Raw genomic sequence first — 21,195 nt, 5'->3', positions numbered from 1 at the left:
AAAAGTTAAAATTTGTATAATCTTTTCTTATGAAACTAACCCCTCAACAAATAGACCAACTCTACCTTTTTACCCGTCAGCATTATGTGGAATATTACGATCTACAAACTGAATTAGTCGATCATTTGGCAAACGCCATAGAGACCGAATGGAAACAAAATCCCAAGCTTACTTTTGACGAAGTTCTACATAAAGAATTTAGGAAGTTTGGCGTTTTTGGATTTATGGATGTGGTAGAAAGTCGGCAAACTGCTCTAGAGAAAAAATACAATCGGTTAGTGTTTCAACATTTTAAAACGTTTTTTAAAGTGCCGAAAATTTTATTAACGATAGTAATGACCCTTTTACTTTTTAATATTCTGAAAACAAGTATTTACAACGATTATATTTTAATAGGTATTTGTATTATTTATTTTGGATTTATTTTTCATGAATTTTACAAGAATAAGAAAATCAAAAAGATAAAAAAAGAGACCAATAAAAAGAAATGGTTGTTTGAAGAAATTATCAACCAATATGGCGTTTCCTCAGGAGCTTTTACGGTTCCGTTTTATTTTTTTATTCAAATAAGCAGTCGTGCAGAAAGATATTTATTAAATGATTATTGGATTTTCTCCGTAAGTTTTATGATAGTGCTTTTTGGAATTTTAAATTATATTTTATTCAGAGTCATCCCTTCCAAGGCTGAAGCCTATTTAAAACAAACCTACCCAGAATATAAATTAGAAAATTTGTAACGTTTTCTTATTTTGACTACATACTATAAAACCAAAATAACCAAACTATGATTCAAAAATTTCTTTATCTCGAATGGAAAGCATTTTTTAGATCGGCTTCCTTCGCAACTAATTTGGCTTTAAAAATCCTGATGGGTTTCGTGGCCGCTTATTTCATTTTAATTTTCTTAGCATTAGGAGTCGGGGCATTTTATATTCTGAAGAAAATGAATTTAGACCCAATTGTAACGGTAAACAAATTCATGATTTATTATGTATTGATGGATTTAATCATCCGACTGCTGTTGCAAAAAATCCCCGTGATGAACATTCGTCCGATGTTGATTTTCCCAATAAAAAAATCCACAATTGTTCATTTCTCTTTAGGAAAAACCGTTTTGTCCTTCTTCAATTTGGTGCATGGTTTTTTCTTGATTCCGTTCAGTGTTGTTTTGATTATTGAAGGTTATGATCCAGTGTCAGTGGTGCTTTGGTATGCCGCGCTGTCTTCTTTGATCTTTATCAATAATTTTCTAAACATTCTACTGAGTAATAAAGACAATTTATTTGCTATTTTCTTAACAATAGCAGCCGTTTTAGGAGGATTACACTATTATGGATTCTTTAATGTGACGGATTATACCGCGCCATTTTTTGATGCTATTTTCAATACGTATTGCGCTTTTGCCATTCCGGTTTTGGCTTTAATCGCTATATATTATATCACATTCCAGTATTTCAAAAAGAATTTATACCTGGATGCGGGATTGTCAAACAAGCACGATGAGGCCAAAACGGAGGAGTTGACTTGGTTGAACCAATTTGGAACCATTGGAACTTTCTTGAAAAATGACATTAAATTAATCAAAAGAAACAAGCGTTCAAAAACCACTGTAGGACTGAGCATAATGTTCCTTTTTTATGGTTTTCTTTTCTTTACCAATGCAATTGAAGTGTACAACAATCCTGTAATGCACATTTTTGCAGGGATTTTCGTTTCGGGAGGATTCTTAATCACTTTCGGACAATTTGTACCGAGCTGGGACAGCGCCTATTATCCCTTAATGATGACGCAAAATATTCCTTACAAAGGCTATTTGAGCTCTAAATGGTGGTTGATGGTAATAGCTACAATAGTGACCACAACAATAGCTTCTTTCTACCTCTATTTTGGATGGCAGGTGTATTTAACCATTGTTGTAGGTGCGATTTATAATATTGGAGTCAATTCCCATTTGGTTTTGTTGGGTGGCGCGTATACCAAAACGCCAATCGATTTGAGTTCCGGTAAAGGCGCTTTTGGAGATAAAAAAGCATTCAACGTAAAAACCATGCTAATTTCACTGCCGCAATTAGGATTGCCCGTTTTAATGTATTGGTTAGGTGCTAAATTAGGCAATCCCAATGTAGGATTAGCATTAGTAGCGTCGATGGGAGTGATCGGATTTGCATTAAAAAACAAAGTTTTCTCCTTGATTGAGAAAATTTACAAATCAGAGAAATACGCAACCATTGCTGCATACAAACAAAAAGGATAATCAAGCGATTAACGAAATCAACAAATAACCGAATAAACTTTTTCAAAAATGATACAAGTAAACAACCTTTCGAAAACATACAACGGAACAACCGTATTAAAAATAGATACTTTAGAAATAAAAAAAGGCGAAAGCTTTGGATTAGTGGGGAATAACGGAGCCGGAAAAACCACTTTTTTCAGCCTTTTATTAGATTTAATCCAGCCTTCAACAGGGAATATTGTCAACAACGAGGTACAAGTAAACACCAGCGAAAACTGGAAACCATTCACGGCTTCCTTTCTGGACGAAAGCTTCTTGATTGGCTACTTAACGCCCGAAGAATATTTTTATTTCATAGGCGATTTACGCGGACAAAATAAAGCCGATGTCGATGCTTTATTGGCCACACACGAAGAATTTTTCAACGGCGAAATCCTTAAAAACAAAAAATATTTACGCGATTTATCCAAAGGAAATCAAAAAAAAGTGGGTATCATCGCCACATTAATCGGGAATCCGGAAGTTATTATTCTGGACGAACCGTTTGCTAATTTAGATCCAACGACACAATTTCGATTAAAGAAAATTATCAAGGATTTAGCTGATAATCCGGATGTTACCGTGCTGGTTTCCAGCCACGATTTGTTGCACACCGTTGAGGTGAGTGACAGGATTGTCGCTTTGCATAAAGGCGAAGTGGTCAAAGATATTCAAACTTCTGAGGAAACATTAAAGGAACTAGAAGCGTTTTTTGCGGTTTAAACAGAATATAACTCAACCGCTAATTCGCGGTTTATTTTTAGTCTTTCAAATGCCAATAAGAGTTTAATTTGGGCGTGACCCGGAAAAAAAATCCGGGTCGGGCTTTCACTCTCAATCTTTTTATTCTTGAAAAAAAAGAATAAAAAAGGATTTCCGTTACATCCCTCACGCGCACAACAGACTCAAATAAACCCTGATAATTTTCACGATATCAAAAAGAAACGTATTTTTACCAGTCAGTATACTAAAAAGCATATTTAAAAGTTAATTGATAAAAACGTTTTCCATTGAAAGTCAATAGATTTAAACAGTTATTTTTCTTCTTATTCTTCGGTTTTTTAGTAGCTTGTTCTACTAAGAGAGATACTTTTATGGCCAGAAATTCCCACGCCTTAAGTACAAAATATAATATTTTATACAACGGTCAAGTAGGTTTGGACAAAGGAGTCAAGGAAATAAAATCCAACAGCGATGACGATTTCTGGAAACGTCTGCCAATAGAAAAAATGCAAATTGTAGAAGACTTCACTTCCACAACAAAACCTAAAAACACAAATTTTGAATTGGCTGAAGCCAAAGCGACCAAAGCCATCCAGAAACATTCCATGAACATTGGCGGAAGAGAGAAAAACACTCAAATTGACGAAGCGTATCTTATGCTTGGCAAATCCCGTTATTACGACCAACGATTCGTTCCCGCACTTGATGCATTCAATTATATTTTGTACAAATATCCCAACAGCAGCAAGATTTATGAGGCTAAAATTTGGCGTGAAAAAACAAATATGCGTTTAGGAAATGACGCTTTGGTAATAAAAAACATAAGTAAATTATTAGAAGATCACGAAGTAAAAAAACAAGTTTTTGCGGATGCAAATGCGCTTTTATCAGAGTCTTTTTTGAACTTAGAAGAAAAAGACAGCGCAGTTGCTAAACTAAAACTAGCCATAGAGTTTACCAAAGTAAATCAGGAAAGAGCACGATATCGTTTTGTTTTGGGACAATTGTATCAGCAATTAGGATACAAGGACAGTGCTGTAGCTTCGTATCAATCAGTGATTGACATGAACCGAAAAGCAGACAGGAAATTTGTCATTCAGGCGCATGCTAAAAAAGCAGAATTGTTTGATTATCAAAACGGGGATTTCAATTCCTTTACAAAAACATTTGATAAGCTGGCAAAAGACAGAGAAAATAGACCGTATAAAGATTTAATTTTTCATCATATGGCGGTGTTTTATGATCAAAAAAACGACCAGAAGAAAGCATTAGATTTTTACAACTTATCCTTAAGAACAGATTCAAAAGATTCCTATTTAGTAGCTTCAAATTACCGAAATTTAGGAAATATGTATTTTAGAAATGCAGAATATCCTGCCGCTGCAAAATATTATGACAGTACATTGGTAAAACTCAATGACAAAACCAGAGAGCATAATAAAATTAAAAAAATTAGAACTAATCTGGATGAAGTGATTTTGTATGAGGCTCTTGCCAAAAGAAATGACAGTATTTTAAATGTTGTTTCATTAAATGAGAGCGGTAAAATAGCTTATTTTGAAAAGTACATCGTTAAATTAAAAGAAGAGGATGAAGTCAAAAGAGTTTTAGAAGAAAAACGAAAAGAAAAACAAGAAAACATAGAAAGGAATAGTACAACCAGTTCTATTGATCCGGCTTCTAGTCAGGAACCGGGAAAACCGGCCAAAAAATCGGCGTTGATGCCGCCGGCTATTCCAAATGTTTCCTCACAACAAGCAGGTAGTATTTTCTATTTTTATAATCCTACAACCGTAGCTTTTGGAAAAATAGAATTTAAAAAAACGTGGGGTGACAGAACCCTGAATGGCAATTGGAGAATCTCATCCAGCGCTGTAAATTCAACTTCAGCTGATCCGTTGAATGATGATAAAGAAACTGTTGAAGAGGTTTCAACAGCAGAGAAAATCGTGGAGCAATACACCACGGATTTTTATTTGAAACAACTTCCCATAGCACAAACGGAGATAGACAGCATAGGTAAAGAACGTAATTTTGCGTATTACCAATTAGGAATTATTTATAAAGAAAAATTCAAAGAAAATAATTTGGCCATCGCTAAACTGGAACAATTATTAAACAATAATCCAGAGGAAAAACTGGTGCTGCCATCGATGTATAATTTGTATAAACTATATCAAATTACGGATGCAAGTAAAGCGGAAGCGATGAGAAAAAGAATATCGGCTCAATATCCGGATTCTCGTTATGCACAAATTATGAACAACACAAGCTCCAGTGTGGCTTCAGTAAATGAGACACCGGAAAGTGCCTATACTAAATGGTATAAATTATACCAACAAGAACAATTTGTTTCGGTTTTAGAGAACTCAGACGCTTTGATTAATCAGTTTTCGGGAGATGAAATTGTATCAAAATTCGAACTGCTTAAAGCAAATGCCATTGGAAAACTAAAAGGAGTAACAGCTTACAAAAATGCATTGCAAGTAGTGGCTGATAATTATCCGAACAGTGAAGAAGGCAAAAATGCACAAGAAATCTTGACGAGTCAGATTCCGTTTTTAGAGAAAATGGAGTTGAGTACAACGGATTCAAATAATTGGAAAATTTTATATCGAGTAGGTTCACGAGAGGATAAAAATACAAAAGCAATAGAGGAAAAAATCAAAATATTAGTTGCTGCAGAAAGCCCTCAGAAACTATATTATTCTTATGATATTTATACTGAAAAAGAAAATTTCATCACCATTCACGGAATAAAATCAGAACTTTATGCTAAAGACATTGTATTTGTATTGAAGGATAATGTAAAATATAAATTGGTCGATCCTGCTATTGTGGTTTCGGGTGAGAACTACAAAGTGATTCAAATCAAGAAAAATATGGACACTTATTTAGCACCAAAAAACCCATAAATATGTTTGATAAAAAGCAAAAATCATACACTGATCTTTTGGGTAAAACCAATAGAATTGTTGAAGGTACTATTATAAAAGGTGATATTATTTCGCATGCTGATTTTAGATTAGACGGAAACTTGATAGGTAATTTTCAGTCTGGCGGGAAAATTGTTATTGGTCCGGCCGGAAGCGTTACTGGAGATATTGTATGTAAAAATGCAGATATTGAAGGAAAATTTGATGGAAAAATTCAAGTAACCGAAGTGCTGAATGTAAAATCAAAAGCCAGTATTCATGGAGAAGTTACCACTGGAAAACTATCAGTAGAGCCAGGAGCTGATTTTAGCGCTTCTTGTACAATGAAGACTAATGTAAAAAATCTAATCCAGAACGATGGACAACAATCCCAAAAAAAGAGCGAATAAATGGCTTGCGCTGATTAATATTCCGATTCAAATGGGGGCCATCATCTTTTTGTTTTCCTATCTGGGAGACTGGTTAGACGAGAGTCATCCGCACCCAAAAGTATATTACAGTAAAATTTTGGTAATGGTTGGCGTTGCACTGGCTTTGTATAATGTGATACGACAGGTTAACGAAATCAATAAAATGCAGTAATTTTTCAAGAGGAAAAAGGAATACAAACGAGTTGTAAACGTCCGGATGGGCGAATAAATTAAAATAACTTTGCGCCTTAGTGCCGTTGCGGCAAAAAATAAATACAATGAATTTAAAAAATTACAAACCGCTTCTGTCTTTATTGGCACTTGCGGGATTGGCTTATGTGGTTCATCGAGTTGCTTTTTATCTATTAGATATAAATGATGCGACTTTTTATTATTCGATAGAAACCCTTTATATGGTATTTCTGGTTTTGTCTATTATGGTATTTGTAGTTTTGTTAAAAGTCAAAGAACGCAGTTTTGATAATGTGGGTATGTCATTTCTTTTGAGTACCAGTATTAAAATGATTGTTTGTTATCTGATTTTAAAGCCTATATTGCAGGTTACAGCTCAAAACAATGCAATAGAGAAAAAGAATTTTTTTATGATGTTTATTCTCTTTTTAGCAATTGAAACCATATTAACAATACGTATATTAAACGAAAAGCAATAAATATGTTATTCAAGGAACAAATCCATCAAAAATAATTTTTTATATTCTTTTGAATATTAATAAAAGATGTACATTTGCACCAAATTTCAGAAACGTAATAAATTAAGATAATTAACTGTTATGGTGATTTCAAACAAACCACTTAGATTTATATTAGCGACTTTAGTAGCGTGTCTTCCTTTAATTAGTTTTGCAAATCCTGAACAGGATACTGTAAAAGTAAAAACAGAAGTTGCCCATGAGGCAGCCGAAGGAGCTCATGCTGAACCAACAGATGTAAAATCTAAAATTAAGGCATTTATTAATCATCACCTTTTGGATGCGCATGATTTTACCTTTTTAGCAAATGAAGAAACAGGCGCGCATTATGGTTTTTCATTGCCAATTATTCTTTGGGACAATGGTTTGCAAGTATTTTCTTCTTCAAAATTTCACCATGGTGAAGAAGTTGCTGAACACAATGGAAACTTCTACGTATTACACCACGAAAAAATATACAAAACGGATGCTTCTGGAACTTTAACAGAAGAGCACGGTCACCCTACAAATGCAACTCCACTAGATTTATCTATTACAAAAAGTGTAATCGGTATTTTAGGAATAGCAATCTTAATGTTTGTATTGTTTACAAGTTTAGCAAAATCGTATGCTAAAAATGGTGGTATTGCTTCAGGAGCTGGTCGTTTCTTTGAGCCACTTGTTCTTTATGTAAGAGACGAAATTGCTATTCCAAACATTGGAGAAAAAGGATATAAAAAATACATGAGTTATTTATTGACTATATTTTTCTTTATTTTCTTTTTAAATATATTAGGATTAACTCCACTAGGATTTAACGTAACTGGAAATATTGCTATTACAGCATCACTAGCTTTGTTGACGTATTTAATTACAACTTTTACGGCTAATAAAAATTACTGGGGACATATTTTCTGGATGCCAGGTGTGCCAACTCCAATGAAATTTATTTTGGCTCCAATTGAATTATTGGGAACAATCATCAAACCATTTTCATTAATGATACGTTTGTACGCTAACATTTTAGCAGGACACGTTGTGTTGATGAGTATTATTGGTTTAATGTTTATCTTTAAAAGCTGGATTGGAAGTACTTTGTCATTTGGATTGGCATTCGCACTTTCTATCCTTGAAATATTAGTTGCGTTTTTACAAGCGTATATTTTCACCATGTTATCTGCACTTTATTTTGGAGCAGGAAACGAAGAGCATCATCACGACGAGGCTCACCATTAAGTCTAAAGTCAAACGTCGAAGGTTTAAAAGTCAGCGCTTGACTTTATGACATTAGACTTTACAACTTTTGACTATTAATAAGAATGTTTAATTTTTAATATATATATTATGGAAATTCCAACTATTGTAGGAGCAGGATTGATTGTTATCGGAGCAGGTTTAGGTATTGGTAGAATTGGTGGTTCAGCAATGGACGCTATTGCTCGTCAGCCAGAAGCTTCTGGAAAAATCCAAACAGCTATGCTTATCGCAGCTGCGCTTATTGAAGGTATTGGTTTCGCTGCGTTATTCGCATCGTAATTAAAACTTAAAAAACAATAGTTACAACGGTTGGTTGTAACTATTGTTTTTAAAATTAAAACATTACAAATTGCGATTAAAAGCAATTCATACTTTAAAATTTATAATTAGATATAATGGATAAGTTAATAAATGATTTTTCGTTTGGTTTGTTTATTTGGCAAATAGCAATATTTGTTGGATTAATACTCTTGTTAAAAAAATTCGCTTGGAAACCAATTCTTGATGCAGTTAATGATAGAGAAGAAGGAATTAAAAATGCATTACTTTCTGCTGAAAATGCTAGAAAAGAAATGCAAAATCTTCAAGCTGACAACCAACGTATTTTACAAGAAGCAAGATTAGAGCGTGACAACATGCTTAAAGATGCTCGTGAAATGAAAGAGAAAATGGTTGCTGATGCTAAAAATGAAGCGCAAGCTCAAGGATTGAAAATGATTGAGCAAGCGAAAGCAGCAATTGAAAGCGAAAAAAATGCAGCTATGGCAGAATTGAAATTACAAGTTTCAACTTTATCATTGAGTATCGCAGAAAAAATATTGAAAGACGAATTATCTAACAAAGAAGCTCAAACTAAATTAGTTGAGAAAATGTTAGGTGACGTAAAGTTAAACTAACAATTATGGCAAGTACAAGAGCAGCAATTCGTTATGCAAAAGCAATTCTAGACTTAGCAAACTCAAAAGGTGTTGCCGAAGTTGTAAATAACGACATGAAATTGATTGCTTCAACAATTAGCAGTAATTTGGAATTGAGTACTTTTATTCAAAATCCAACTACTAAAGTTGAAGTAAAAGAGAAAGCACTGTTAGAAGTTTTTGCAGGTATCAATGGCGTAACTCAAGGGTTGTTTCATTTGTTATTTGAAAACAAAAGATTCGAAATTCTAGAAGCAATTGCAATAGAATACAGTAAATTATCTGATATTATGAATGGTATTGAAGTAGCTCAGGTTACTACAGCTATTCCTATGGATGCAGCATTAGAAGCACAAGTTTTGGCTAAAATTGCAACCCTTTCGGATAAAAAAATCACAATAGAAAATATAGTAGATGCTTCAATCATTGGAGGATTTATTCTAAGAATAGGCGACAAGCAATACAATGCTTCAGTAGCCAACAGATTACAAGTATTAAAAAGAGAGTTAAGTAATTAGTTTTATTGCACATTTAAGTGTCTAAATTATAAATTAAGATGGCGGAAATCAAACCTGCTGAAATTTCAGCAATATTAAGAAAGCAAGTAGAAGGTTTTGAATCTGGTGCTACACTAGAAGAAGTAGGAACAGTACTTCAAGTTGGAGATGGTATTGCTCGTGTTTACGGGCTTTCTAATGTTCAATATGGAGAGTTAGTTGAATTTGACAATGGATTAGAAGCTATTGTTTTGAATCTTGAAGAAGACAATGTGGGTGTGGTACTTTTAGGACCATCAACAGGAATCAAAGAAGGTTCAACTGCTAAAAGAACACAACGTATTGCTTCTCTTAAAGTAGGAGAACAAATGGTAGGTCGTGTAGTAAACACTCTTGGTTTTCCAATTGATGGAAAAGGACCAATCGGTGGAGATTTATACGAGATGCCTTTGGAAAGAAAAGCTCCTGGAGTTATCTTCCGTCAACCAGTTACTGAACCATTACAAACAGGTATTAAAGCAGTAGATGCTATGATTCCAGTTGGTCGTGGACAACGTGAGCTAGTTATTGGTGACCGTCAAACAGGTAAATCAACTGTTTGTATCGATACTATCTTAAATCAAAAAGAATTTTATGATGCTGGGAAACCAGTATTCTGTATATATGTTGCAATTGGACAAAAAGCGTCAACTGTAGCAGGAATTGCTAAAATGTTAGAAGAAAAAGGTGCAATGGCGTATACTATTATTGTTGCTGCTAATGCTTCTGATCCAGCTCCGATGCAAGTTTATGCTCCTTTCGCAGGTGCTGCAATTGGAGAATATTTTAGAGATTCAGGTCGTCCGGCTTTAATTGTTTATGATGATTTATCTAAACAAGCTGTTGCGTATCGTGAGGTTTCTCTTTTATTAAGAAGACCACCGGGGCGTGAAGCATATCCTGGAGACGTTTTCTACCTTCACAGTAGATTATTAGAACGTGCTTGTAAAGTAATTGCAGATGATGGAATTGCTAAAGACATGAACGATTTACCAGATTCATTGAAATCAATTGTAAAAGGTGGTGGTTCATTGACTGCGTTACCAATTATTGAAACTCAAGCTGGTGACGTTTCTGCCTATATCCCAACAAACGTAATTTCGATTACAGATGGTCAAATTTTCCTTGATGGAGATTTGTTTAACTCTGGGGTTCGTCCAGCAATTAACGTAGGTATTTCAGTATCTCGTGTTGGAGGAAATGCACAAATTAAATCAATGAAAAAAGTAGCAGGTACTTTGAAACTGGATCAAGCACAATTCCGTGAATTGGAAGCGTTTGCTAAATTTGGTTCTGATCTTGATGCAGTTACTTTAAACGTAATTGAAAAAGGAAAAAGAAACGTTGAGATCTTGAAACAAGGTTTGAATGATCCTTATACTGTTGAAGATCAAGTTGCGATTATCTATGCTGGTTCTAAAAACTTATTGAGAAATGTTCCTGTAAATAAAGTAAGAGAATTTGAGAAAGATTTCTTGGAATTCTTGAACAACAAACACAGAGCAACTCTTGATGCTTTGAAAGCAGGAAAATTAACAGACGAAATTACTGATGTAATCGAAACTGTAGCAAAAGAATTATCAGCAAAATATAATTAATATAAGTGAATAGTGAATAGTGATTAGTGAAGAGCTGATTACTGTTTACTTATTACTAATTACTAGAAAACAATGGCAAATTTAAAGGAAATCCGTAATAGAATTACTTCCGTTTCATCTACGATGCAAATTACATCGGCAATGAAAATGGTTTCTGCAGCAAAGCTAAAGAAAGCACAAGATGCAATCACAGCAATGCGCCCTTATGCCGAAAAATTAACGGAATTATTGCAAAATCTTTCTGCAACACTTGAAGGTGATGCAGGTGGAGAGTTTACAGCACAACGTGAGATTAAAAAAGTTTTAGTTGTAGCCATAACTTCTAATAGAGGTTTATGTGGTGCATTTAATACAAATGTTATCAAAGAGGCTAAAAGCCGTTCGGAAGTTTATGCCGGAAAACAAGTTGATATTTTTGCTATCGGTAAAAAAGGAAATGATGTTTTGAGCAAAACATTGTCAGTAGTAGATAATCAAAGTACAGTTTTTGATGATTTAACTTTTGATAATGTAGCTAAAATTGCGGATCTATTGACGGAGAAATTCGTTTCAGGTGAATACGATAAAATTGAGTTAATTTATAATCAATTTAAAAATGCTGCGACACAAATCGTTCAAACTGAACAATTTTTGCCATTAGCACCTATCAAATCTGATCTTACGGTTTCAACTGGTGATTATATCTTTGAACCTTCAAAAGAAGAAATCGTGTTGACTTTGATTCCAAAATCATTGAAAACACAATTGTATAAAGGTATTCGTGATTCATTTGCTTCAGAGCACGGAGCGCGTATGACTGCCATGCATAAAGCAACTGATAATGCAACTGAGTTGAGAAATCAATTGAAATTGACTTATAATAAAGCACGTCAAGCTTCTATTACTAATGAAATCTTAGAGATTGTTGGTGGAGCGGAAGCATTGAATGGATAAAAATTATTGATTCAAAATATATTCTAAGAGCCAACAGATGTTGGCTCTTTTTTTGTTTAATTTTATAGTTTAAAACAATACTAGGAAGAATGAAATTAGAAATTAGAGAACTGACTACAGTAGAAGAAATGCTTAGTAACATTGAAGTAATGCGGTTTTTATATCCCACATTTACGGTAGAAAAGTATGAATCGTATTTGGTCGAAATGATTCCACATAATTACAAGCAGGTAGCCGTTTTTGAAAATGAGGTTTGTGTGGCAGTTTCCGGATTTTGGTCAGGAACAAAACTTTGGTCGGGAAAATACATCGAGATTGATAATTTTATTGTTCATCCAGAGCATCGTTCCAAAGGTTTGGGCAAAATGATGACCGATTATGTTGATGTTTTGGCCAAAGAAACGGGCTGTACAATGATTGTTTTGGATGCTTTTACCGGGAATTTCACCGCACATCGCTTCTATTATAACCAAGGGTATGTGCCTAAAGGATTTCACTTTCTTAAGATTTTAAACGAAGAAGGATTAAGTTAAATTTAGGATTATGAAAGGATATAAAAGAATCATTCCCTTATTTATTATTGCAATAAGCCTGACTTTTTGTGCCATGAAACCAGAATTTCAAACGGAATTTCCTCAAGAAATACAATCTGCTTTTTACCAGAAATGGGTAGACGGCAAGCAAAGTAGCGGAATTGATTTTTATATTGAATTCAAAAAATCGCTTGCGGCAAACATTAAGCTGGAGAAAATCTATTTTCAAAATCAGGAATTAGCTATAAAAGGAATTGTAAAAAATACTTTTACAGCCCATTTTTACAAAGAAAATAAAAAGGAAGATTTCATTCTACACAAAGACCCTTCAAAAGAATATGGGAATAAAGCGCCGGTAATTCAAAAAACTAAATTTGATTTGAAACCTAATGAAGCGGTATTAGAATACAAGAAAGATGATAAAACCTATTTTTTCAAAATAATAAATCCCATAGAAAAGCCATTAAGATAAATTTGGTAAAAATGAATCAGTTCTTGTCGTGGTATTTCTGTTCTAAAACAAATATTCACTTCAGATGATTAAACCAAAGAATTCGTTATTTTTGTTTTTATAAATAGTAATAGACACATCATTTTGGGATTATATAAAAATCTTTTTAAACAGACTGCCATTTATGGATTGGCTACGGTCATACCAAGAATGTTCAGTTTTATACTGGTTCCATTATACACAGATTTGCTTCCAAAAGCCGAATATGGTAAGGTTTCCATCATTTTTGCCTGGATGATCTTTTTTAATGTAATTCTGGCTTACGGATTTGAGACTGCTTTCTTTAGGTTTTACAATAAAGAAACAGATAAGAAATCGGTTGTGGAAACAACATCTGTTTCCCTTTTTTGGACTTCACTTTCGTTTTTATTCCTAGCCTTATTATTCCGAAATAAATTAGCCATTTGGTCTGGAATTGATGCGCAGTACATTACGTACACCATCTGGATTTTAGTCCTGGATGCCTTGGTGATTGTTCCTTTTTCTAAATTAAGGGTCAATCAGCAACCCATAAAATATGCTATAATCAAAATTGGAAATGTTGCAATCAATCTGGTTTTAAACCTTTTCTTTTTAAGTTATTTGCCAGTAATTGCACAATCCAACCCAGATAGTTTTTTAAGTTCTTTTTACTTAGAAGATTTTCAAATAGGCTATATTTTTGTGTCTAATATCGTTGCGAGCTTAGTTACATTCTTAATACTTTCCCCTAATTACCTTTTGCTGAAATGGCATTTTGATTACAAGCTTTGGAAACGAATGATGGGGTATGGTTTGCCTATTATGGTGGCCGGAATCGCATTTGCTATCAACGAACAATTCGACAAAATTTTATTGGGTAAATTACTGCCTGCTAATATTGCAGAAGCCGAAGTAGGAGTATATTCGGCGTGTTATAAACTGGGATTATTTATGGTTTTGTACCGTACGGCCTACACATTAGGAATCGAACCGTTCTTTTTTAGCCACGCTGATAAGGAGGATGCGCCTCGAACCTACGCTACGATTACTAAGTATTTTGTCATTTTTGGTTCTTTTATTTTGCTGTCAGTAATCGTTTTTGCCGATGTTTTAAAATACATCATGATTCGGGATGAGTCGTATTGGGAAGCGATGAAAGTGGTGCCGTTAATCATTTTGGCTAACTTTTTCCTAGGCATTTACACCAATCTTTCCGTTTGGTACAAACTGATAGACAAAACGCATATTGGCGCTTATATTTCCATTATTGGTGCAATAATTACACTGGCGTTAAATTACCTGCTAATCCCAACAATGAGCTATTACGGCTCAGCAATTGCCACGATTGCGGCTTATGGTAGCATGATGTTTATCTCCTACTATTTTGGAAATAAATATTATCCCATTCCGTATGATACGAACAAAATAGCCATGTATCTATTGATTTCAATAGGATTTTCGGCAGTTTCATTTTATGGCTTTAGGGAAAATTATTATGTCGGAATCACATTATTACTCGCGTTCATGTATTTTATATACCACAACGAAAAAGAATTATTAATCAAAATTTTGAACCGAAAAAAGAGTTAGAACTTAATTTAAATTTTTAGGAGCTATTTCCTGCTATTCGTTGCAATCTTTTCCTTTTTTCTTTAAAAAGGAAAAGGATTTTCACTATTATCAGGGCTATAACTCAAAATAATCGAAACATAGTTACAGACAAGAAGGGACAAGTCGCGATTTGTCCCTACATATTTTAAATAAAAAAACAATGACAATAAACATAATCAACAAATCACAACACGCCTTGCCAAACTATGAAACCATAGCATCGGCAGGAATGGACTTAAGAGCAAACTTAACAGAATCGATACACCTTAAACCACTGGAAAGAACCATTGTAAAAACAGGTCTTTTCATAGAATTACCGATAGGTTACGAAGCACAAGTACGTCCAAGAAGCGGTCTGGCTGCAAAAAAGGGAATTACAGTCCTGAATTCTCCAGGAACAGTAGATGCAGATTATCGTGGTGAAATTGGTGTGATTTTAGTAAATTTATCCAATGAAAATTTTGTAATCGAAAACGGGGAACGTATCGCACAACTTATCATAGCAAAACACGAACGTGCTGAGTGGATTGAAGTACAGGAACTAACAGAAACTTCCAGAGGCGAAGGTGGTTTTGGAAGCACAGGAGTGAAGTAAGTATTCAGTACTCAGTTTTTAGTGTTCAGTCCTAGTGTAGCGGTCAAGAAACATGTAATAAAATTAATTAAAAGTCTGCGGGAATCGGTTTAATCCGTTTAATCTGTGGCTAAAATAAAACAGTAATATCTTCGTGAACTTTGCGAAAAACTTCGCGACTTTGCGGTTAAATAACCAATAAAAATGAAAATAATTGTCCCAATGGCAGGTCGTGGTTCACGTCTTCGCCCGCATACATTAACCATTCCTAAACCATTAATTCCTATCGCTGGAAAACCAATCGTTCACCGTTTGGTCGAAGATATTGCCGGCGTGTTGAATCAAGATATTGAAGAAGTAGCCTTTATTATTCACGAAAGTTTTGGTAAAAAAGTAGAAGAAGAATTAATTGCTATCGCACAAAAATTAGGTGCCAAAGGCACTATTTATTATCAAAATGAAGCTTTAGGAACAGGTCATGCGATTATGTGTGCCAAAGATTCCTTGAGCGGACCAGCTGTGATTGCTTATGCCGATACGTTAATTCGTGCCGATTTCGATTTAGATCAAAATGCCGATAGTGTTATTTGGGTAAAACAGGTAGATCATCCAGAGGCTTTTGGTGTGATAAACCTAAACGAAGCGAATGAAATTGTAGAACTGGTAGAGAAACCTGCGGCCTTTGTTTCGGATCTTGCCGTTATTGGAATTTACTATTTTAAGGATGTTGCCGTTTTAAAAAACGAACTTCAATTAGTATTAGATAATAATATTATTCACGGTGGAGAATATCAAATTAACGACGGAATCAAGCAAATGATGGCAAAAGGCATGAAATTTGTACCAGGAACAGTCGACGAGTGGATGGATTGTGGAAACAAAGACGTTACGGTAGAAACAAACTCCAGGATGTTAGGTTTCTTGCATAGTGACGGGACACATTTGGTAGATTTTGATGTCAAATTAGAGAACTCCACAATTATTCCGCCATGTTATATTGGGGAAGATGTAGTGTTGATAAACGCAACCGTTGGTCCTAATGTTTCTTTAGGAAAAGGATGTCATGTAATAAACAGCAGTATTAAAAACAGTTTGGTACAAACACACTCTAACATAAAAAACGCGAATTTGGATAATGCGATGATTGGTAATCATGCCAGTTTTGATGGTAACTTTACAAGCATCAGTATTGGAGACTATTCGGTTTTAGAATAAAAAATGGTTCAATTCTTGTATATATAAGATAGATTCGGGATTAAAAAAATAGAATGAAAAAAAGCGCTTTAATACTTTTATTTCTGGTTTTGCAATGCAATTCAGCTTTGCTATTGGCACAAACGGAACCCGAAGAAATTAAGCTCGATGCAGATCAGTTTCAGGAATTTTTTTATGAATCATTACTTCAAAAAGGAATCGAGAATTATGACAAAGCAGTAGTGGCTTTGGATAAATGTATCAAGATTAAACCGAATGATGCCGCTGTATATTATGAATTAGGGAAAAATTATTTAGCATTAAAGGAATATAAAAATGCCTATTCTTCATTTGAAAAAGCCACACAAATTGATCCAAAAAACAAATGGTTCTGGGTGGGAATGTACGATGTGAATTATGAAACGAGCGATTATAACCAGGCAATAATGGTTATCAATAAATTGATAGAATTTGATGAGAAGTATAAAGAAGATTTGACATCGCTTTATATGGGAACCAAACAATTTGACAAAGCCTTGGATTTAATCAACGAGTTAAACGAAACATTTGGAAAAACGGACAGAAGGGATTTATACAAAAGCCAGATTTTATCGGAAGGGAAATTTCAGAATATGGAAGCTTCAAATTTGTTAGAGCAAATTGAAAAGAACCCCAAAGAAGAATCTAATTATATCAGTTTGATTGTTTTGTATTCTAAAAATAATGAGGAAGAAAAAGCATTTGAAATTGTCAAAAAACTCGAAAAAGCTTTACCAAATTCCGAATGGGCTCAAGTAACATTATTCAAAAATTATTTGGATAGTAATGACGCTCCAAAAGCAATAAACGCCATGAATGTGGTTTTGGCCAGTACCAAAATAGATGCTAAAATAAAGCACAGAATACTGAATGAGTTTTTGATTTTTGCAGATAAAAATCCGCAATACACAGCTGATTTAGAAAAAGCGATTTCGTATTTTGATAATGACGCAGCGGTTAATGTCGCTAAGGAAATAGGGAAGTTTTACCACGCTAAAAAGCAATGGGCAAAAGCGACAAAGTATTATGAGCAAGCATTGAAAAACGGTTCAGGAGATGATATCGAAACTAATTTGCTTTTGCTTCAAACGTATACAGAGACAAAGCAATTTGAATTAGTTGCCAAAAAAGCCTCCGCAATGGTGGATACTTTTCCAACACAGCCTCAGTTTTACTACTATTCAGGGATGGCAAATAATCAATTGCAACAATTTAAAAAAGCCAAGGATATGCTGGAAATGGGCTTGGATTATTTAGTAGAGGACAGAGCATTAGAAATAAATTTCAACATTCAGTTGGGAGAAGCATACAACGGTTTAGGAGATTTCAAGAAAAAAGAAATGTATTTTTCTAAAGCCAATCAATTATTAAAAGAAAAAAAATAATGAAAAAAATAGCAATAATAATAGTACTCGCTCTTTTTGTGGTTTCCTGTAAATCGAAAGCCATTGCGGTTGCGGCCAGTAATGCGCCAACAACTGAGGCGGCGGGTTATATGACGTCCAAAAAAATAATAGAAAATCACTACAACAATAAAAATCAATTTTCTACATTATATATTAAGTCAAGCGCCCGTTATGCTGACAACAAACAAACTCAAAATGTTACGGCCGAAATTAGGATTAAGAAGGACGAACAAATTTTGGTAAGCATTCGTTTTCTTGGAATTACAATGGCGAAAGCATTGATTACGCCAAAGTCAGTGAACTATTATGAAAAAATAAACGGTAGTTATTTTGAAGGGGATTTTAGCAGTTTAAGTCAATGGCTGGGAACTGATTTGGATTACAATAAAATTCAAAATATGTTATTGGGACAAGCGATTGATGATTTGACAAAAGGGAAATATCTTGAATCATTATTGGAAAAAACGTATCGATTAGATGATGCTTCAAATTCAAATACGAAAAAATCGTTCTTTTTAGATGCCGATAATTTTTTGGTTCAAAAACAAGAAATCACACAAACTGCTGAAGAACGAATGATTAAAGTGGCTTATGCTGACAGTAAAGTGTACAATGAGGCAACGTTGCCTACAAGTGTTCTGATCAATACTTTTCAGAAGAAAGGCAATACCGAAATTAATCTGGATTACAACACGGTAACTTTCAATGAAGAACTTTCTTTTCCATATAGTGTTCCAAATGGGTACAAAAGAATTATAATTAAGTAAATTAGCAAAAATATTTTTTTAATATGCCAAAATTTCTCCTTAGCCTAATCTTTATCTGTATGACTTCATTATTATGGAGTCAGGAATCCCAACAAGAAAAATTAGAAGAACGTAAAGCTCAAATTCAAAAAGAAATTAGAGAAAATGAAAGGTTATTACAAACCGTTAAGAAAAAAGAAAAATCTGCTGTGAATGTAATAGTGATTCAAAGCACTAAAATAAAGCTTAAAGAAAAATTGATAAACACTACCGAAAAGCAAACTAAATTGCTTGGAAATGATATGTATATCAATCAAATGCAAATTAATAAGCTAAAAAAAGAATTGGCTTTACTCAAGGAAGATTATGCTGAAATGATTGTAAAATCATATAAAAGCCGTTCCGAAGAAAGTCGTGCCATGTTCTTGTTGTCCTCTGAGAATTTTTTACAAGCGTATAAAAGAGCGCAGTACATGAAACAATATACTGGTTTCAGAAAAATGCAAGGCGAAGAAATAAAATCGAAATCTAATCAGCTTACGGATTATAACGAGAAATTATATGTTCAGAAAAAAGCGAAACAAAAACTGATAGCTGAGAACGAAAAAGAGCGATTAACATTAGAAAAAGAGAAGCAAGAGCAACAAAAGCTAGTCAATTCCATAAAAAAAGACAAAAATAAGATTGCCCGAGAAATTAAGCAAAGACAACAGGAATACAGAACAATCGACAGGCAGATCAATAAATTAATACGTGAAGCTATTGCGGCTGCCAATAGAAAAGCAGCTTTAGAAAAAGCAAAAGCAAATCCAAGTGCTCCAGTTTCAAAAGCTGCGGTTTCATCATCAAAAATAGAATTAACACCAGAGTCTAAAATGATTGCTGATAATTTTAGAGCAAATAGAGGAAGGTTGCCTTATCCTGTGGAAAAAGGATTTATATCACTTGGCTATGGAAATCAAACACATCCGTTATTCAATACCATAACGGTTCACAATAGTGGTGTAGAAATTACAACAGACCGTGGCGCAAACGCAAGAGCCGTTTTTGGCGGAGAAGTAACCAGTGTTATTGTTTTATCACCTGTAAACAAAGCGGTAATGATACAACACGGAGATTTCTTTACAGTATATCAAAATTTGAGCTCTGTCAATGTTAGCAAAGGGGATAAAGTGAGTATTAAGCAAAGCCTTGGAAAAGTAAGGACCAATGGCGAGACTGGAAAAACGATAATCAAATTTTTAATCCTTCAAAACACAACCTACAATAATCCCGAAGGTTGGTTATCACCAAGATAAAACGGTTATTTTATATAAAAAAAGCACTATTTACTCCTTCGAATAAATAGTGCTTTTTTATGGAAGGTGACCAGTTATAAATACGTATAACTAACGGATAAGGGCGGTTTAATGGGTTTTATAAAGGCCATTTCCAACCTAATTTAAGGAAACCAATGTGTCTTTTGATTTTTAAAATTATATTGGTTTGTCAATTACTCTGTTTTATTAAAGGAAGAATTTATAGCCTTCATCATCCCTTCAGTAGACCAAGTTCCAGAAACGATGATGCGTCTGATGGTGTACAATGGATCTATAGAATCCCTTTTGGTAGACAAGATATAAGCCATTTTATAATTGCTCTTTTTTATTTCAGGAATTGCCGCTGTATTCCATAAACCAAACGGATAGGCAAAATCTTTAACTGGTTTTCCTATTATATCTTCCAATTTTGCTTTTGGTTTTACCAATTGCGTATTCCAGTCATCTCCGGTGTATTTTGTGACCATATGATGATCCCAAGTGTGTGCGCCTACAAGATGTCCATTGTCAGATAAGCTTTTAATTTGCTCTTTGCTCATATATCCGGGACGGTTAATAGAAACGGTCATGATAAAAAACACGCCTTTGAAACCGTATTTTCTCATTTCGGCTGCACCAATGCTGAATTGTTCTTCTCTGGTGTCGTCAAAGGTTATCATAATAGGTTTTGCAGGCAATGGACCGTCATAGACTAAGTAGTCATACAATTGTTCCGGCAAAATAGTTTCGTAACCCGCATCGGCTAAGGCTTTCATTTGTTCTGCAAAAGCGGGAGGTTTTACGGTGTACACTTTTATGTTTCCGCTCGCACTGGTGCTAAAATCCTTGATGTTATGATAACATAAAATAGGAACTTCTTTTTTCGAAAGAATAGTCGCTGCATCCGCCATGACTTTTTTGGTCACAACTTTTTTTACGGGCACTGCAATAAGTGGTGTTTCCGGGATTGTTTTACGAGGTTCTGATTGACAGCCGACCAATACTATAAATGCACCAAAAATAAGACATAAGATATTTTTCATAAATC

General features: G+C 34.2%; 22 protein-coding genes. 21 read left to right on the top strand and 1 reads right to left on the bottom strand.

Features of this window, described 5'->3' with window-relative positions; translation table 11 throughout:
- Nucleotides 1-29 precede the first annotated feature (29 nt).
- From QLS65_RS04280 to QLS65_RS04180, 21 genes are all read left to right on the top strand, one after another.
- Nucleotides 30-737 (top strand): hypothetical protein, encoded by a 708-nt coding sequence (locus QLS65_RS04280; protein ID WP_282715420.1) that lies wholly within the window; start codon nt 30-32, stop codon nt 735-737.
- A gap of 47 nt (nt 738-784) precedes the next feature.
- A complete protein-coding gene (locus tag QLS65_RS04275; RefSeq protein WP_282715419.1) occupies nt 785-2,254 on the top strand; it encodes a DUF5687 family protein in 1,470 nt (489 codons plus the stop codon).
- A gap of 48 nt (nt 2,255-2,302) precedes the next feature.
- Nucleotides 2,303-2,998, top strand: coding sequence for an ABC transporter ATP-binding protein (locus QLS65_RS04270; protein ID WP_099713984.1), 696 nt, complete (start codon nt 2,303-2,305; stop codon nt 2,996-2,998).
- Between the two features lie 287 nt (nt 2,999-3,285).
- Nucleotides 3,286-5,913: a type IX secretion system periplasmic lipoprotein PorW/SprE gene (porW, locus tag QLS65_RS04265; RefSeq protein WP_345959162.1), complete on the top strand. Its 2,628-nt coding sequence runs from the start codon at nt 3,286-3,288 to the stop codon at nt 5,911-5,913.
- A 2-nt stretch (nt 5,914-5,915) separates the two neighbouring features.
- On the top strand, nt 5,916-6,323 hold the full coding sequence (locus tag QLS65_RS04260; protein WP_282715417.1) for a bactofilin family protein: 408 nt from the start codon (nt 5,916-5,918) through the stop codon (nt 6,321-6,323).
- Nucleotides 6,292-6,516, top strand: coding sequence for an AtpZ/AtpI family protein (locus QLS65_RS04255; protein WP_282715415.1), 225 nt, complete (start codon nt 6,292-6,294; stop codon nt 6,514-6,516). The genes QLS65_RS04260 and QLS65_RS04255 overlap by 32 nt, the downstream gene beginning before the upstream one ends.
- 106 nt (nt 6,517-6,622) lie before the next feature.
- Nucleotides 6,623-7,015, top strand: coding sequence for a hypothetical protein (locus tag QLS65_RS04250; protein WP_099713988.1), 393 nt, complete (start codon nt 6,623-6,625; stop codon nt 7,013-7,015).
- Nucleotides 7,016-7,135: 120 nt separating this feature from the next.
- Nucleotides 7,136-8,269, top strand: coding sequence for a F0F1 ATP synthase subunit A (gene atpB, locus QLS65_RS04245; protein WP_282715412.1), 1,134 nt, complete (start codon nt 7,136-7,138; stop codon nt 8,267-8,269).
- Between the two features lie 108 nt (nt 8,270-8,377).
- Nucleotides 8,378-8,569, top strand: coding sequence for an ATP synthase F0 subunit C (atpE, locus tag QLS65_RS04240; RefSeq protein ID WP_073353856.1), 192 nt, complete (start codon nt 8,378-8,380; stop codon nt 8,567-8,569).
- A 116-nt stretch (nt 8,570-8,685) separates the two neighbouring features.
- The gene (locus QLS65_RS04235) at nt 8,686-9,186 is read left to right on the top strand and encodes a F0F1 ATP synthase subunit B (RefSeq protein ID WP_099713990.1); all 501 of its coding nucleotides are present in this window, start codon (nt 8,686-8,688) and stop codon (nt 9,184-9,186) included.
- 5 nt (nt 9,187-9,191) lie between these two features.
- Nucleotides 9,192-9,725: an ATP synthase F1 subunit delta gene (gene atpH, locus QLS65_RS04230; RefSeq protein ID WP_282715410.1), complete on the top strand. Its 534-nt coding sequence runs from the start codon at nt 9,192-9,194 to the stop codon at nt 9,723-9,725.
- Between the two features lie 38 nt (nt 9,726-9,763).
- Nucleotides 9,764-11,341, top strand: a complete 1,578-nt coding sequence (atpA, locus tag QLS65_RS04225; protein ID WP_035669021.1) for a F0F1 ATP synthase subunit alpha — start codon at nt 9,764-9,766, stop codon at nt 11,339-11,341.
- Nucleotides 11,342-11,413: 72 nt separating this feature from the next.
- Nucleotides 11,414-12,274 carry an ATP synthase F1 subunit gamma gene (gene atpG, locus QLS65_RS04220; RefSeq protein WP_282715407.1) on the top strand — a complete coding sequence of 287 codons (861 nt, stop codon included), beginning with the start codon at nt 11,414-11,416 and terminating at the stop codon, nt 12,272-12,274.
- Between the two features lie 89 nt (nt 12,275-12,363).
- Complete coding sequence (locus QLS65_RS04215; protein WP_121343110.1) at nt 12,364-12,807, top strand: GNAT family N-acetyltransferase; 444 nt, start codon at nt 12,364-12,366, stop codon at nt 12,805-12,807.
- 10 nt (nt 12,808-12,817) lie between these two features.
- Nucleotides 12,818-13,279, top strand: a complete 462-nt coding sequence (locus QLS65_RS04210; protein ID WP_282715405.1) for a hypothetical protein — start codon at nt 12,818-12,820, stop codon at nt 13,277-13,279.
- A 123-nt stretch (nt 13,280-13,402) separates the two neighbouring features.
- Nucleotides 13,403-14,869, top strand: coding sequence for a lipopolysaccharide biosynthesis protein (locus QLS65_RS04205; protein ID WP_282711174.1), 1,467 nt, complete (start codon nt 13,403-13,405; stop codon nt 14,867-14,869).
- A gap of 181 nt (nt 14,870-15,050) precedes the next feature.
- A complete protein-coding gene (gene dut / locus QLS65_RS04200; RefSeq protein WP_282711173.1) occupies nt 15,051-15,485 on the top strand; it encodes a dUTP diphosphatase in 435 nt (144 codons plus the stop codon).
- 183 nt (nt 15,486-15,668) lie between these two features.
- On the top strand, nt 15,669-16,679 hold the full coding sequence (locus tag QLS65_RS04195; RefSeq protein WP_282711171.1) for a sugar phosphate nucleotidyltransferase: 1,011 nt from the start codon (nt 15,669-15,671) through the stop codon (nt 16,677-16,679).
- 53 nt (nt 16,680-16,732) lie between these two features.
- Nucleotides 16,733-18,082, top strand: coding sequence for a tetratricopeptide repeat protein (locus QLS65_RS04190; RefSeq protein WP_282711169.1), 1,350 nt, complete (start codon nt 16,733-16,735; stop codon nt 18,080-18,082).
- Nucleotides 18,082-18,870 carry a lipoprotein insertase outer membrane protein LolB1 gene (gene lolB1 / locus QLS65_RS04185; protein WP_282715402.1) on the top strand — a complete coding sequence of 263 codons (789 nt, stop codon included), beginning with the start codon at nt 18,082-18,084 and terminating at the stop codon, nt 18,868-18,870. Before QLS65_RS04190 ends, lolB1 begins: the two co-directional genes overlap by 1 nt.
- Nucleotides 18,871-18,929: 59 nt before the next feature.
- The gene (locus tag QLS65_RS04180; protein ID WP_282715400.1) at nt 18,930-20,147 is read left to right on the top strand and encodes a murein hydrolase activator EnvC family protein; all 1,218 of its coding nucleotides are present in this window, start codon (nt 18,930-18,932) and stop codon (nt 20,145-20,147) included.
- Between the two features lie 194 nt (nt 20,148-20,341).
- Here the strand turns inward: QLS65_RS04180 and QLS65_RS04175 are convergent, their stop codons facing one another.
- Nucleotides 20,342-21,190, bottom strand: coding sequence for a polysaccharide deacetylase family protein (locus tag QLS65_RS04175; protein ID WP_282715398.1), 849 nt, complete (start codon nt 21,188-21,190; stop codon nt 20,342-20,344).
- Nucleotides 21,191-21,195 lie beyond the last annotated feature (5 nt).

Origin of the sequence: Flavobacterium algoritolerans (assembly GCF_030010385.1) — a bacterium.
Classification (GTDB): domain Bacteria; phylum Bacteroidota; class Bacteroidia; order Flavobacteriales; family Flavobacteriaceae; genus Flavobacterium; species Flavobacterium algoritolerans.
The sequence above is the reverse complement of the archived record's forward strand: the minus strand, read 5'-3'. Positions and strand labels throughout refer to the sequence as shown.